The organism is Microbacterium sp. S308A+ (genome assembly GCF_049800815.1).
Taxonomy (GTDB): Bacteria; Actinomycetota; Actinomycetes; order Actinomycetales; family Microbacteriaceae; genus Microbacterium.
Window position 1 is genome coordinate 44,718 of the sequence record NZ_JBNAFT010000007.1, and the last position, 13,785, is coordinate 58,502.

The 13,785-nt window shown below is 67.6% G+C and carries 13 protein-coding genes; 3 read left to right on the forward strand and 10 right to left on the reverse strand.

Going from position 1 to position 13,785, the window contains the following annotated elements:
- The first annotated feature begins 12 nt into the window (after positions 1 to 12).
- Complete coding sequence (locus tag ACP15J_RS13780) at positions 13 to 621, forward strand: TetR/AcrR family transcriptional regulator (RefSeq protein WP_424937733.1); 609 nt, start codon at positions 13 to 15, stop codon at positions 619 to 621.
- Here the strand turns inward: ACP15J_RS13780 and ACP15J_RS13785 are convergent.
- Positions 585 to 1,298, reverse strand: a complete 714-nt coding sequence (locus tag ACP15J_RS13785) for a helix-turn-helix domain-containing protein (RefSeq protein WP_424937734.1) — start codon at positions 1,296 to 1,298, stop codon at positions 585 to 587. The genes ACP15J_RS13780 and ACP15J_RS13785 overlap by 37 nt on opposite strands.
- Positions 1,299 to 1,327: 29 nt before the next feature.
- A complete protein-coding gene (locus ACP15J_RS13790) occupies positions 1,328 to 1,558 on the reverse strand; it encodes a hypothetical protein (RefSeq protein WP_424937735.1) in 231 nt (76 codons plus the stop codon).
- A gap of 270 nt (positions 1,559 to 1,828) precedes the next feature.
- Between ACP15J_RS13790 and ACP15J_RS13795 the strand changes: the two genes are divergently transcribed.
- Positions 1,829 to 3,037 carry a globin domain-containing protein gene (locus ACP15J_RS13795; RefSeq protein ID WP_424937736.1) on the forward strand — a complete coding sequence of 403 codons (1,209 nt, stop codon included), beginning with the start codon at positions 1,829 to 1,831 and terminating at the stop codon, positions 3,035 to 3,037.
- A gap of 190 nt (positions 3,038 to 3,227) precedes the next feature.
- Positions 3,228 to 4,640, forward strand: coding sequence for a lytic polysaccharide monooxygenase (locus ACP15J_RS13800; RefSeq protein WP_424937737.1), 1,413 nt, complete (start codon positions 3,228 to 3,230; stop codon positions 4,638 to 4,640).
- Positions 4,641 to 4,767: 127 nt separating this feature from the next.
- Here the strand turns inward: ACP15J_RS13800 and ACP15J_RS13805 are convergent, their stop codons facing one another.
- The 8 genes from ACP15J_RS13805 to ACP15J_RS13840 all read right to left on the reverse strand — a co-directional run.
- The gene (locus ACP15J_RS13805; protein WP_197220424.1) at positions 4,768 to 5,421 is read right to left on the reverse strand and encodes a response regulator transcription factor; all 654 of its coding nucleotides are present in this window, start codon (positions 5,419 to 5,421) and stop codon (positions 4,768 to 4,770) included.
- A complete protein-coding gene (locus tag ACP15J_RS13810) occupies positions 5,418 to 6,470 on the reverse strand; it encodes a sensor histidine kinase (protein WP_424937738.1) in 1,053 nt (350 codons plus the stop codon). Before ACP15J_RS13810 ends, ACP15J_RS13805 begins: the two co-directional genes overlap by 4 nt.
- 145 nt (positions 6,471 to 6,615) lie before the next feature.
- Positions 6,616 to 7,545 carry a DUF4436 family protein gene (locus ACP15J_RS13815; RefSeq protein ID WP_424937739.1) on the reverse strand — a complete coding sequence of 310 codons (930 nt, stop codon included), beginning with the start codon at positions 7,543 to 7,545 and terminating at the stop codon, positions 6,616 to 6,618.
- Between the two features lie 16 nt (positions 7,546 to 7,561).
- Positions 7,562 to 8,632 carry a DUF4434 domain-containing protein gene (locus ACP15J_RS13820; protein ID WP_424937740.1) on the reverse strand — a complete coding sequence of 357 codons (1,071 nt, stop codon included), beginning with the start codon at positions 8,630 to 8,632 and terminating at the stop codon, positions 7,562 to 7,564.
- Between the two features lie 106 nt (positions 8,633 to 8,738).
- Positions 8,739 to 9,485, reverse strand: a complete 747-nt coding sequence (locus ACP15J_RS13825) for a hypothetical protein (RefSeq protein WP_424937741.1) — start codon at positions 9,483 to 9,485, stop codon at positions 8,739 to 8,741.
- Positions 9,486 to 10,963: 1,478 nt separating this feature from the next.
- Positions 10,964 to 11,506 (reverse strand): hypothetical protein, encoded by a 543-nt coding sequence (locus tag ACP15J_RS13830; RefSeq protein ID WP_424980969.1) that lies wholly within the window; start codon positions 11,504 to 11,506, stop codon positions 10,964 to 10,966.
- Positions 11,507 to 11,849: 343 nt separating this feature from the next.
- Positions 11,850 to 12,044 (reverse strand): hypothetical protein, encoded by a 195-nt coding sequence (locus ACP15J_RS13835; RefSeq protein ID WP_424937743.1) that lies wholly within the window; start codon positions 12,042 to 12,044, stop codon positions 11,850 to 11,852.
- Positions 12,041 to 13,785 (reverse strand): lipase family alpha/beta hydrolase (locus tag ACP15J_RS13840; RefSeq protein ID WP_424980970.1); only part of this gene is annotated, 1,745 nt, incomplete at its 5' end. The genes ACP15J_RS13835 and ACP15J_RS13840, both read right to left, overlap by 4 nt.

Genomic DNA, 13,785 nt, shown 5'->3' on the forward strand with positions numbered 1-13,785 from the left:
ACAAGGAGCAGCATGGCGCGCACGCAGGGCTTCGACCGCGAGGCGGCCGTCCGCGCCGCCCGCACCCTGTTCTGGACGACGGGGTTCGAGAATGCCTCCATCGCCGAGATCGAGGCAGCCACGGGCCTGAGCCGTTCGAGCGTCTACAACACGTTCGGCTCCAAGCGGGGCCTGTTCGACGAGGCCGTGCAGAGCTACCTCACCGAGGTCGTCCGCCCTCGTCTGCGGCCGCTGACCTCCGAACCTGTCGCCTCCGATGCGATCGAGGCCTACCTCATCGGCCTGCGCACGATGTTCCGCGGGCACCGCACGACGCCGTCGTCCCACGGGTGCCTTCTCGTGAACACGGCGCAGTCCCCCATCGCCTACGACCCGGATGTCTCGCGCGTCATCGTGGATTACCTCTCGGAGCTCCGTGACGCGCTGGAGCGCGGTGTCCGCGCCCGTCACCCCGAGCTGGACGGATCCCGGGCGTCCCGCCGGGCGGAGGCCATGACCGGTCTCGTGATCGCCGCGTTCTCGCTCGCGCGTGTCGATGCCGCGCAGTCCGCGCGCAGCATCGACACCGCACTCGACCTGCTCGATCAGCCCGTGGCCTCCTCCGCGCCGGCTCCCCGCTGAACGACGAGCTGGTCGTGCGGCATCCCTCCGCCGGCACGAGGTCCGCTTGAGGTCGGGGCTCCCCCGGCCTCAGCGCGTCGGAGAGTGAGACGACACTGTGACGGGGTGACGAAGGGCTCGACCCTGTCAAGGGAGAGAGGGCCGGACGTCTGGCGCAGGAGATCCTTCACGAGGCAGGCGTGGACCTGACACGCCGTCTCGTAGTCGTCGCCGGCGGCGTAGAGCGCACAGGGAGCGAGCTCGATGGCGAGAGCGTCCTCGTCGACGCGGGGCTGCAGACCCACCTCGTCGAGATGCTCGTAGAGGACGTCGAGCTGACGGATGGCCCCTTCGTCGTTCGCCGAGGAACGCGAAGGCTCGCCGATGGCCGCCCGCAGAAGCGCGCCACGGCGTTCCGCGTCCGCGATCCTCTTCGCAGCCTTGGGGCTCTCGTCCCTGTCCACGACAGGACGATAGGCGATCGCAGGCCTTCCGCGGCTCGCGCGGTGCTGCGGCTCACCGACGATCAGCCCCTCCGCGGCGAGCACGGCCAGATGATCGCGCACGGTGTTGAGGGGGACAGAGAGTCGAGCAGCAAGATCCTGGGCGAAGAGGCCCGGGCGCCGCTGAACCTCGTGGAGCAGCCGCAGCCGAGTCGGCTGGGAGATGGAGCGGTAGGCATGAGCGCGGCGGGGCACGCCAGCAGTGTAAGCGCTCGGCGACGCCCTCAGCCGACCGGCGTCAACGGCCCGTACCGCTCCTGGACGAATGCGACCGTGAGCGGGCTCGTCCGCGGCATCCGCCCGCCGTGCCGGTCGATCTCGTACAGCGTGTACCCGTTGGCCGCTCGCCACAGGCTTCCGTCAGCGCCGTGGAAGATGTCGCCCCGTCGGACGTTCAGTGAGCGCGGATTGCCCATGTCTCCCCCAGGAGTGTGCGTCGGCTTCGTCAGGGTCATGCCCCCGTGCTCCCGGCGTCGCCAGGCCCGCAGGGGGCGCGAGAAGAGTGACAGCGATTGGCGCGGGAAGTCTGGAAGAGGGCTGGCATGGCGGCCTTGCCGGCGTCTCCACGAGGCCCCGCTCCGCCCCGTCTACGGGATTCCCCCGAGCGAGGGCCGACGCTCCGCGAAGGTCGGGCGACGAATAGAACCGGTCACCGCGCAGGCGAGACGCCGAGCGATCGCCGAGGATCGACCCGTCCTCCGTCCTCACTCCCGAAGGGAATCATCATGCGTCTGTCTCCCGCGTCCGAGTCCGTCGTCCGCCGCACGGCTTCGATCGTCGCCGCCCATGCGGACGAGATCACTCAGGTGTTCTACCCGTCGATGTTCGCGGCCCATCCCGAGCTCCTCGACGTCTTCAACCAGGCGAACCAGGCGGTCGGCGAGCAGCCGAAGGCACTCGCCCGCTCCATCGTGGCGTTCGCGACGCAGCTCATCGACCCGGCGGCACCGGACTTCACGCCGACCCTGCGTCGCATCGCGCACAAGCACGTCTCGCTGGGGATCGCCGCCGCGGACTATCTCATCGTCCAGCGCCACCTTCTCGACGCGATCGGCACGGTGCTCGGCGACGCGGTGACGCCGGAGGTCCGCTCCGCATGGGACGAGGTCTACTGGCTCTTCGCCAGCGGGCTCATCGCCGAGGAGGCCAGGCTCTACAGCCGAGGCGGCACCGACCCGTCCACGCCATGGCGACGCTACCGCGTCGTCGAACGGTTCGAGGAGTCCGAGGACGTGTTCTCCCTCGTCCTCGCCCCGGCGGAGGGCAACGCGCCGGAGCACGCGACGGGCCAGTACGTCTCGATCGCCGTGGACCTCCCCGACGGGCGCCGGCAGGCCCGCCAGTACACGATCTCGTCCGGCCCCCGCGGCGACTCCCTGCGCGTGACGATCAAGCGCGTGCGGGGAACCGGCACCACGCCTGCGGGGCAGGTCTCCACATGGCTGCACGCGCACGCCGCCCCCGGCACCGAGCTGGACCTCTCGCAGCCCGCGGGCGACGTCGTCCTGGACGACTCCGCCCAGCCGCTCGTGCTCATCTCCGCCGGCATCGGCATCACCCCGATCGCGGCGATCCTCGAGGACGTCTCCCGCCGCCAGCACGCCCGAACGGTCCGGCTCTACCACGCAGACTCCTCCCACGAGACCCACCCGCTCTACGCCTCCCTCCGCCGTCAGGTCCTGGCGATGCCGGACGCCCGCGCACAGAACTGGTATGAGCACGGGGCCGAGAGCGCGCCGACGCTGCACCCCGCGCGCGCAGGACGGATGGACCTCAGCGACGCCGACCTTCCGGACGACGCCCGCGTCTTCATGTGCGGGCCGCTCCCGTTCATGCAGACGATGCGCTCCACCCTCCTCGCCCGGGGCGTCCCCGCCGACCGGATCCACTACGAGATCTTCGGCCCTGACCTCTGGGCCCCCCAGAAGGCCTGAGCGCTCCCGGACGGAGAGGAGGCCAGAGCGCCGCGGGGTGGTCGACCCTGGAAGATCTGGGTGTCGCACCCTGGTACGAGGGACAGGTTCGCACTGTGGACTGATTCCGAGGACCTGCGATGCACAGAGGATTGAGTCATCGGCAAAGTTCCGACAACGACCACTCGCAGAACGGATTAGGAGTATCTCTATGAGAAAGGTTGCGAAGCTCAGCACCTGCACGGCCCTCGTTGGCGCGATCGTCTTCGGCGGCGCCGTGGCGGCCAACGCCCACGGCCTCGTGGGCAACGGCCTCAAGGGCGGCGACGGAGTGTCGGAGGTGACCGCACGCCAGGCGATGCCGAACGCGAACCTCGGCGCGGTCCAGTACGACACCCAGTCCATCGAAGGCCCGAAGGGGTTCAGCCTGGACCCGGCAACGGGCGGCCCCGCTGACGGGCAGCTCGCCTCGGGCGGCAACAAGCAGTTCAGCGAGCTGGACGCACAGTCCCCGGACCGGTGGATCGAGAACGAGGTCGAGGTCGGTCAGACGATCGACCTGAGCTGGTACTACACCGCCCCGCACAAGACCTCGAAGTGGCACTACTACATCACCAAGAACGGCTGGGACCAGAACTCCCCGCTCACTCGTGACAAGCTCCAGCTGCTGCAGACGGTCACGTGGGACGGCACGGCTGCCGCTGCCAAGCCGAACACGAACGGAGCCGTCCAGAAGATCAAGCTGCCCGCGGACCACACGGGCGATCATGTGATCCTCGCCGTCTGGGACGTCGCAGACACCGCCAATGCGTTCTACAACGCGATCGACATCCACATCGACGGCGAGGCGCAGCCGGAGAAGCCGGACACCGTCGCACCGTCCGCCCCCTCGAACGTGCACGCCATGAAGGTGACCTCCCACTCGGTCGACCTGATGTGGAACGCGTCGACCGACAACGTCGGCGTGGACCGCTACGAGATCCAGCGCGCTCTGAAGGGCGGCCCGTTCCAGACGGTCGGCACGACCGCCGGCACCTCGTTCAAGGACACCGGACTGACCGCTTCGACGGCATATGACTACCGCGTCGTGGCCATCGACGGTGCGGGCAACACGTCCGAACCCGGCACCTTCTCCGTCACCACGAAGGACGAGGCCGTGGGTCCTGACACCGAAGCTCCGACCGCGCCGAGCGGCGTGCACTCCATGAAGACGACCGCGAACAGCGTCGACCTGATGTGGACCGAGTCCGAGGACAACGTCGGAGTGGACCGCTATGAGGTCCAGCGCGCCCTGAAGGGCGGCGAGTTCGCGACCGTCGGCACCACCGCCAAGACGTCATACCTCGACACCGGTCTGACCGCCAGCACCGCCTACGAGTACCGCGTCATCGCTTTCGACGCCGCCGGCAACGCCTCCGCCCCCAGCGAGGTCTTCACCGTCACGACGAAGGCCGACTCCGGTCCAGTCGACCCCTCGGTCAAGCCCTGGGACGCCAGGGCGGCCTACGCCAAGGGCGACCGTGTTTCCCACAACGGTGCGATCTACGAGGCCGTCCAGTCCTACCAGGGCCACGGCGACCCCACCTGGATCACCGCCCTCTCCCTCTGGAAGAAGGTCGGCTGACCGCTGACAGATGACCGATGGACGCCGTCCCGTCGCAAGACGGGGGCGGCGTCCATCCGTTTTGCCCCGAGTCATGAGCCGACCGGCAGCCCAGCGCCCCCGCGGACCTGAACCACGGATCCGCTCCTCAGATGAGGTTGTTGCGGTGCGCGAAGAGCACGGCCTGCACCCGGTCGCGCAGTTGCAGTTTCATGAGGATGCGACCGATATGCGTCTTGACCGTCGACTCCGTGAGAAAGAAGCGAGAGGACAGCTCGTCGTTGTTCAGCCCCTCCCCGATCGCAATGAGGATCTCGGTCTCACGGGGAGTGAGGACATCGACGGTCGGGCGGGCAACGTCATCCGGGATCTTGTCCGCGAACAGGTCAAGCATGCGGCGGGTCACCCGCGGGGAGATGATGGCATCGCCCTCATGAACCGCGCGGATGGCGTCGGTCAGCTGTCGGGGACCCGCGTCCTTGAGAAGGAATCCGCTTGCGCCGGCCTTGAGCGCGCTGAAAGCGTACTTGTCGACGTCGAACGTGGTCAGAATAAGGACGCGGGTGTCCGCACGGGTATCGACGATGGTTCGTGTCGCCGCGATGCCGTCGACGCCGGGCATGTGCACGTCCATAAGGACGATGTCGGGCTTGTCCTCGTCGACGCAGGTGATCGCCTTCTCGCCGCTCTCGGCCTCCGCCACCACCTCCATGTCCTCTTCGGCGTCCACTATGAGTCGCAACCCCATGCGAACGAGCTCCTGATCATCCACGATCAGGACACGGATCGGCTCGCCGGTCATCCTTCCACGCCCCCACTCCCCGCCTCATAAGGCATCCATGCGCGCAGACGCCAGACGCCGTCGCCGACGAATGCGCTCTGAATCCGTCCACCGAGCAGGTCGGTCCGCTCCCGGAGTCCACGCAGCCCCTGCCTCGCTCCGACGGACGGTGCGTTCTCGACCGCGCCGTCGTTCTCCACGACGACCTCCACACCGTCGTCCGAATAGCTCACGGTGGCCTCGACCCGTGTGGCCTCCCTGCTGTACCGAAGTGCGTTCGTGAAACCCTCCTGGACGATCCGATGGATGGCCAATCTTACGGCGGAGTTGCCGTTGGGCACACCGATGATCCTCAGACGCGCAGGAAGTCCCGCCTGGACGAAGGCGTCGACGAGATCGGGCAGCTCCTGAGCCGTCAGCTGTGAAGACGGCGATCCGTTTCCCACGTCCCGGAGCGCTCCCAGCAGGATTCGCAGTTCGGAGAGCGCTCCGCGAGCGGCCTCGGCGGCGTTCTTCATCGCGGACCGCGCGAGGGCCTCGTCCGGGGAGGCGACGGCGCCGTCTGCCAGCAGGATCACGACGGTGAGGGTGTGGGAGACGATGTCGTGCATCTCGCGAGCGATCCTCGTCCGCTCGTATGTCGCTGCGAGCTCCTCGCTCTGTGCCGCTTGCTCCAGCAGTGAGGCGATGTGGGCTCGCCGGCTGTGCGTCGCGATGCCGATGAGCAGTCCGATCGCCGCGCAGAAGGCCAGAAGGAGGACATCGAACTCATCGTCGACAGCCCCGGGAAGCGCCCACGGCGGGAAGGACACCACCAGGGCCTCAGCGATGAAAAGCGCGAAGAACATCACCGCGAGGCGTATCGAGCGATACACGGCGAGACTGAACAGCATGATGGGGATCGCGACGAAATCAGCGCTTGCCCCATGGAACATCGAGAACAGACCCACCACCAGGACGACGATGCTCGTCGTCACGGTCCATCGCCGGCGCAGCAGCACGGCGATCGTCGTGCCGATAAGGGCCGCCGCGGCACGAAGAACGGAAGCAGCGTCGTCAAGCGCCTCCAAGATCTCGGCCTGGGTGAACAGGAATGCGGCGAGAAGAAAGTAGGCACCGGCGACGAGGCCGTCGGTGATCCACGGATTCCACGACCGCCGCTGAGACGGCCATCGCTTCCTGTCGATGTGCGCAGCCCCCCCTAGTCCTGCCGATCTACGTTCGAGTGTATTGCGCCGCCGGGGAACGCCTGATGGGGCGGGCGTCGTGGAGCCAGGAGATGACGAGCAAGGCGAGCGAGACCACCAGCGCGACGATGACCCAGAGGACGATGAGGAAGTCCACCCAGGAGCCGATCGGCGGCTGCCCGGGGAAGAAGTTCCTCAGGGCGGGGACGGCGAACAGCATCCCGGCGATCCAGGACAGGAACGCCATCTCCAGGGGACGGCGCCCCCGGACGACGTTGATCGAGACGGTGAGCGCGATCGTCGCCATCACGATCATCAGGGCCACGAGAACGGCTCCGAACGCGAGCGTGCTGAAGGAGCGGGTGATGGTGAGCGAGGTGTCGAAGACCGCACTCGTCGAGTCTCCGTCGTCACCCTCCGGCACGATCTCCCAGCCGGGGACGCCGCCGTCGACCAGCAGGTCGACCGAGAGGGGCATGTATCCGCCGTCCGCCTCCTCCTTCTCGACGGAGAAGATCAGATCCGCTGCGTAGCGATCGAACGGCCACGTCTCCAGCCGCCTCTCCGGCGTCAGCAGGTTGAGGACCACGGCGGACGACAGCGAGTCCGCACCGAACGAGATCGTCTTGGTGGTGTTGCCCTCCCTCCCATCGCGCAGCTGCACGCGCACCTCGGAGACGAGTCCCGTGCCGTCGGCGCCGACCAGCACGCTCCCTTCGTCGACCTCGAGCTGCAGAGCGAACTCCTGCTTGTCCGGCTCCAGGGCACGAGGCTTGATGACCAGTGCGAGGTCGGCGCCGCCGTCGCCCAAACGAACCGATCGCGTCTCCGCCGCCGACAGGTCGGCGGCATACAGCGAGACCGTCGTGACATAGGCGACGATCGCGATCAGCACCGTCACGACGACCACGACGATTCCCCGTGACGGCTTCCTGGTCTTCTGGCGCGGACTGCTCAACCGGTCGTCTCCCTGTCTACGGAGCGGGCGGATCGATGTGTGTGCGGTACTGGCCGTAGAGGATCTGGCGGGACACGGCATGAGACCGCGTCGGGTCGGGATCCATCGCCGAGACGAAGGTCCAGATCGTCACGGGAGCGCCGGTCGCGGAGACGGTGTCCAGGTCTTCGAAGAACCCGACAGGGTCGACGGGACCGTTCGCCTCGCCAGGCCCCGGGGTGTAGATCGTGGCCCAGACCTCGGCCCCCGCCGGAGCGGCGAGCTCCTTCCCCTTCTCGATGAGCGCCCTGTTCTGCGCGGGCGTCCATGCCGTCATCTTGTACCCGTCTTGGAGGTTCCACACGTCGACACCCGTGTCTTCGATGAGCGGTGCCAGGCGCGACACGAACTCCACTCCGGACAGACCTCCTTCGATGGCACGCGGCACCGAGGGCGAGACCATCACATCGAGCGTCGAGGGGAGCGCGTCGAGTCCGTCGACGATCTTCTTCAGGTGCTGCGAGTGCAGTGCCGTCAGAGCGGGATCCGCGATGGTCGCATATCCCGGCTCGGTGGGGATGTACCAGCCAGCGAACTGACCCGGGTACTTCGACAGGAGATCGGCGGCGAGAGTGACGTCGTCGCGAGCGATCCGATCGAGCAGGGCGGCGTCTGCCCGTGTCCCCGGAAGGTCGAGCAGCGACGACTTCAGGACGAGGCCGAGCCACACCGTGACCCCGTTCTGCTTCGCCGATGCGAGCAGCCGAGGAAGAACCGTGTCCCACGCCCCGAACCCCGTGGAGGCGCTGGCGGGGTACGTGGTAACCACACCCGAGGCGGTCAGGGCACCGGTCCACTGGACGATGACGGTGTCGATGCCGGCAGCCTTCTGCGCCCGGAAAAGGGCGTCGAGTCGAGCGCTCGACGCATTGAAGACCGAGTACGGATCGAGATGGGTGGCGCCGATCCGTCCTGGCGCTGCGACCGGCCCCGCTGTCGGCACGCCGAGGTCCGGCGTGGTCGCCGCCGTCGCGACAGGCGCGGTGCCGAACGCCAGCGATCCTGCGACGAGAGCGGCGACGATGTGCCGGACGGATCTCCTCTTCATGCATCCCCCATCGGTGTACCCCTTCGTGGCCGCGCCACACTAGCAGCCGGAGCGGCCGCCCGGCGACGAGCCGCCGACCCGTGAGACCCGCTCGACGCCGTTCCGGTCAGCGATGCCGGCGTTGCGTGAGCTCGAGATGCCGGGCAGACGAGAATCCCGCGGCCTGCGCCAGGGCGTCCTTGTCGCCGAGAGCCCAGCCCGCGTTGACGACGGCGAGGGAGTCGACCGTCGCCAGACGGCGCCGCTCGATCGCCTCGCGCGCGGTCGTCCCCGTCGCCGCGAACGCTCGCGTGAGACTGCGGACGGAGACGTGAAGCTCGGCGGCGAGCTCGGTGAGGCCGAAGCCGGGGTCCGTGTGTCGTCGGTCGATCGCCTCGCGAGCACGCCTGACGATCGCAGCTCGGGACGGCGGCAGCCAGGGGTGCTCGTCCGTCGCGTCGATGACCGCCGCCATCGCCACTCCGGCGAGCGTCTCGAGCATCGCACCCGCACCGCTCCCGTGACCGATGCGCTCGCTCGTGCTGATCACGTTGGTCATCGCGGTGAGAAGCGTGTAGTGCTCCTCCCGGAGAGGGATGGAGCGGGAGAGATGCGCGGCGAAGCGCGCCTGCCGAAGTGCGGGCGACGCCAGCTGCCACTCCGTTCGCGCCCACAGGGAGGTGCATTCCGCGGTGACACGAGCGTCCCCCTGGAGCAGGACCATGTCCATGGGGCGGACCTGCATCTCATCCATGCCGATGCGCAGGGTCCCGACCCCGTCGACGCCGACGATGACACGGGTCGTGTCACGAGGAAGCGGCAGTGCCTCCGCGATGACGGGCGTTGTCCACAGGCGCGCCACCGTCCAGGTCATCCCTCGTGCGATCTCCACCGAGAACCGGGCGGGGTCCGCAGAGCGGACAGCCCAAGCCAGCGAGCTCAGCGACGGCTGTCTCGCTGGCGCGCCAGGCGGGGGGACTCGGGGCATCGTCATATCGGGTTCGGCGAGGAGTTACGGAAGAGCCTCGCGCCTGAGAGAAGCGCCTCCACGCAGACCTCTTATCCGCGACGCACGATCTGGCCTGAACCCCGCCATGATCTGGCCAGAGTCACCGCGATCGACCGAGAAACGACGCCTCCTGGGGTCCCATGGATGACGCCAAACAGGCGAGCGGAGCACCTACGTGGTCCCGCGTACACAGCCACGGAACAGGGGGATGTTTTGAACAACGACGAGCATTTGACCGGCACGGTCAGCACGGGAGCAGACGGCGTCACACGCCGGATGGTCGTCAGGGGAGCCGCATGGTCGATCCCGGTGATCGCGACCGCCGTCGCTGTGCCGGCCTACGCGGCTTCGGAGGCTTGTGCCCCCGGGGAAATCTTCCTGGACGGCTACTCGGAGCAGACGTTCACGATCCCGGCTTGTGCGAAGAAGGTGACCTTCGAGATCGCTGGCGGCGGCGGAAGCGCGCCTCTCGGCGGAGCAGATATCACCGGGGGCGGTTCGCGCGGTGGTTCCGGTGCGTTGATCGTGGGAGAGCTCATCGGAGTCGTGGGGCAGACTCTCACCTTGGTCGCCGGTGCCGGGGGCGGCAGCGGCGCGATGTATCCCTTGCCGCAACAGACTTCTGTCGGTGGCAGGGGATATGGGAATGGGGGAAGTTCCTCATCGCGCCGCTCGAGTGGCGGCGCCGGTGGAGGAGGTTCTGCGATTCTGCTGGGCGATACTCCGCTCGCTGTCGCCGGGGGTGGCGGAGGTATGGGCGTGGCAACCGGGTATCAGGCGGAGCAACCGAAGAACGCGCCAGGCGGAGACGCTGGCATGCCTGGCGGGCAGGCGCTCCGGGGGAGCTATCCAGGAAACCCTGCAAACACTGGCGGACAGCCCGGAACCAATGGCGTGGGGGGTGCGGGAGGGTCTGGCATCGCGCCCGGCTCTGCCGGTGATACTCGTAATGGCGGCGACGGTGTCGAGCCAGCGCCATCTAGTAGCACGTTCTATCCGTCCAGTAGCGGAGGCGGCGGGGGCGGCTACGGCGGTGGCGGAGCCGGGGGAGCAACCGCGATCTATAGCGGTCAGGCGTTCGCTTACGAGGGTTATTCCGCCGGTGGAGGCGGTGGCGGTTCGTTCGTCAATGCCACCTATGCAGCGGCAAGCTCAGATTCTCTCGCCAACAACGCAGGAGCACAAACCAATGGCACCGTTGTTACGGCTGGCAATGGCTGGGTCCGTATCAGTTACAGCTAACCCGTCGAGGGGGCTCATGCTCCGTCGTTGAACATGAGCCCCCTCTGTGCGTCACAGAGGGGGCTCATGAGTCTGCCGACCGAGCGAGCGAGAGCATCAGGTCACTGCGGAGGCTGGATGTCCTGCTTCTTGTCCCATTCGGTGAGTTCCATGGTCACAGTGACGTCGGACGTGGTGGCGCTGGTTCCCAGCACGATGTAGTCGGCCGTCGTCTGGAACACGGTGGTGATGGTATCGCCCTCATGCTCCCGCGAGCCGATCAGGCTGAACACCTTCTGCCCGAGCATCTCATCGGTGCCCTTCACCGTCAGCGTGCCAGTCGCGGCCGTCGTCCTGATAAGCGGGTCCTCAGAGGCGATCCCGGCCGCCAGGCCACTGAGCGTGGCGATCGTCTCGTCGGAAGCGCCAGGATCCCCCTGCACCCATGCGCCGCCAGCCGGCTTGACCCAGGTCTTGTCGCCGATCGCGACGATCGAGCCTGCAGGATCGTCCTGCTGGTACGCCTTCTCTGAAGGATTGACCTTCGTCTTCTTCTCGTACCCCCCCGTCGCCGCCGTCGCGGCATATCCGGCCGGGTTCCTCATCGCGTCCTTGACGCACGCGACGAAGGCCGACGCTTCAACGCTGATGCCCTCCTCGAGCACCGGGCACTCGCTCTTCGAGACGGTGTCGTCATCCGACTCCGGCGTACTTGCTGCCGGTCCGGAACACCCGGCGAGGATGAGCACGGAAAGCAGAGCACCGCCCGCGGCGAGCCTAGTGATACGCATCGATACTCCATTCATGATCACGGAATGCAATTTCCATCTCCATGGATCGTGGCACAGCCACTCGATCGCGGATCGTTCCTCCCGGAGGCAGGAAGAAAGGACGGCGCCGACGGCTGTTAGCACGGGGATGCGTGCTCTGTGACACCCGATCCAGACATAGGGTTTTCCCTCATAGTGGAACCAAAAGAGCGGCACCCTCGCTCCGACTGCCGTGTGGTTAGCAGTTGGTGTGGGTGGTGTAGGGGTCGTTAGTGAATTTGATGGTCGCGGCGGATGCGGCGGCGGCGGGCACGGCGATCGCGGCGGCGATCACGGGCGCTGCCCACACCAAAGACCGGCGGGAGAGGGCCTTCGCGTTGTCACCCGTGGTCGGGCCGGTGGGCTGGTCGTGGTTGTTGTGGGGGCGGGTCATGGCTGTCCTCCGGTGGTCGTGGTGCAGATCGTGGTGATCGTGGTTGTCGCGGTCAGGGGTGTCGTCGCGGTCGTCGCGGTCGCGGTCAGGGGTGTGGACCCCAACCCGATCCCGTACACGGTCGCGTTCACGACACCACCGGTCCCGGCAGGGACGGTGATCGTGGTCGACCCGTCCGCGAACCGGGCCACCGACCCGTCCGCGATCGTCAACGTGACCGGCTCGCCCTCCGCGACCGGGAGACCGGTGCCCGCGGTGACCTGCACGGTCACGTCCGTGGTCTCCACCATCGACACGGCCTCGATGTTCGCGATCTGCGGACCCGCCGCCGTGATCATCGCCCCGGGATACACGAACGGGTCCCACCCGGGCTGGACCCCACCGGTCCGGGTGAGCGCATCCGCCGTGGCGGGCATGTCCGACAAGAACCGGACCGTCGTCGAGGTCGACGTCGGCGTGAACGTGTACAGGTATGCCTGCCAGTCCGGCCCCGCCCCCGGGGTCTGCGTCGCCGTGAGCGGGAGGACATACTCGGTGTGGGCCGTGCCCTCCCCGGTGTCCGCATACAGCGCTGCCTCGCGGATGGCCTGCCCGTTCGCGCCACGCAGGGTGTCGACGTTCGTCGACGCGAGGAAACGCACCGTCACCGGAACCCCGGGCCTGGTCGCCAACGTCGTCTGAATCCCCCCGAACGCCGCAGCCCCATTCAAGTCGACCGACCGCACCCCGACACCCAGCCCCGTGTCCGCCTCCCCGTAGACCTCGGCGCCGGCGCCGATGGCTGTCCACCCGTTCAGCCATGTCTCACCCGCGGCGAGCGTCCGACGCTCCGCCGGCCCCACCGGAGTGGCACCCGTGTCTGTAAACGACCCGTTCACCACCGGGAGGGGAACACCCATCGGAAGGACAGCGTTCGAGCGGGAAGCGCCGCAGGCAGGCTCCTCACCCCGAAGAGCGGACGACACGATCGTGTACACCGACACATCCGCCGGCATCCCCACCGGCGCACCCCAATGATTCGCCGTCAACCCCGGAGCATTGCACGCCTGCTGAAGGTTCAGGTTCGTCACGTTCGGCTGCGGGTGCGTCACCCAACTCCCGTCCAACGCCTGACCCGCCGCGGGAATATACGAACCACCCTCCGCAACGCCCGAGGAGAACAGCGGGGGCGTGATCGTGTCATCACCCGTCGTGCCCACCGCCGTATACCGCACCGGCCCCGGCGCCGGATCCCCCGCATTCAACGCCTTCAAGAACCCCGACCCCCACGCCATATCCCGACACGCCTGCTGCGTCAGAATGCACAACGGGTTCTTCCCATCCCCCATCGTCCCCTGCTGCACCCCGGCAAGGCTCACATACTGGTCGACAACACTGTCCAACCCGTTGTACTTAATCGCATACCGACCGATCGCACCACCCTGCGAGAACCCAACGAAACCAACCTTGTCCGCACCCACCTCATCCCGGAACGCCCGCACCTGATCCGCGATGATCGCCGCCGACGCCGCGATACTCCCCGTCCCCGAACGAGGATCCCCAGACCCATCCGCACCCGGATCCAACGTCCCGTCCGCCGCAGGAATCCCCATCACCTTCACCGTGTAACCCTCAGCCTTCAGCCGGTCCGCCAACTGGGTCATGTTCTCCGCCTGACCCCACGTCCCCGCCAACAGGAACACCCCACGCACATCCGCAGCAACCGCCACACCCACAGGCACCAACGCACCCGCCGCGGCGA

Coding starts and splice junctions, on each gene's coding strand:
- ACP15J_RS13780 (WP_424937733.1), top strand. CDS start 13: ATGGCGCGCACGCAGGGCTTCGACCGCGAGGCGGCCGTCCGCGCCGCC.
- ACP15J_RS13790 (WP_424937735.1), bottom strand. CDS start 1,558: ATGACCCTGACGAAGCCGACGCACACTCCTGGGGGAGACATGGGCAAT.
- ACP15J_RS13795 (WP_424937736.1), top strand. CDS start 1,829: ATGCGTCTGTCTCCCGCGTCCGAGTCCGTCGTCCGCCGCACGGCTTCG.
- ACP15J_RS13800 (WP_424937737.1), top strand. CDS start 3,228: ATGAGAAAGGTTGCGAAGCTCAGCACCTGCACGGCCCTCGTTGGCGCG.
- ACP15J_RS13805 (WP_197220424.1), bottom strand. CDS start 5,421: ATGACCGGCGAGCCGATCCGTGTCCTGATCGTGGATGATCAGGAGCTC.
- ACP15J_RS13820 (WP_424937740.1), bottom strand. CDS start 8,632: ATGAAGAGGAGATCCGTCCGGCACATCGTCGCCGCTCTCGTCGCAGGA.
- ACP15J_RS13825 (WP_424937741.1), bottom strand. CDS start 9,485: ATGACCTGGACGGTGGCGCGCCTGTGGACAACGCCCGTCATCGCGGAG.
- ACP15J_RS13835 (WP_424937743.1), bottom strand. CDS start 12,044: ATGACCCGCCCCCACAACAACCACGACCAGCCCACCGGCCCGACCACG.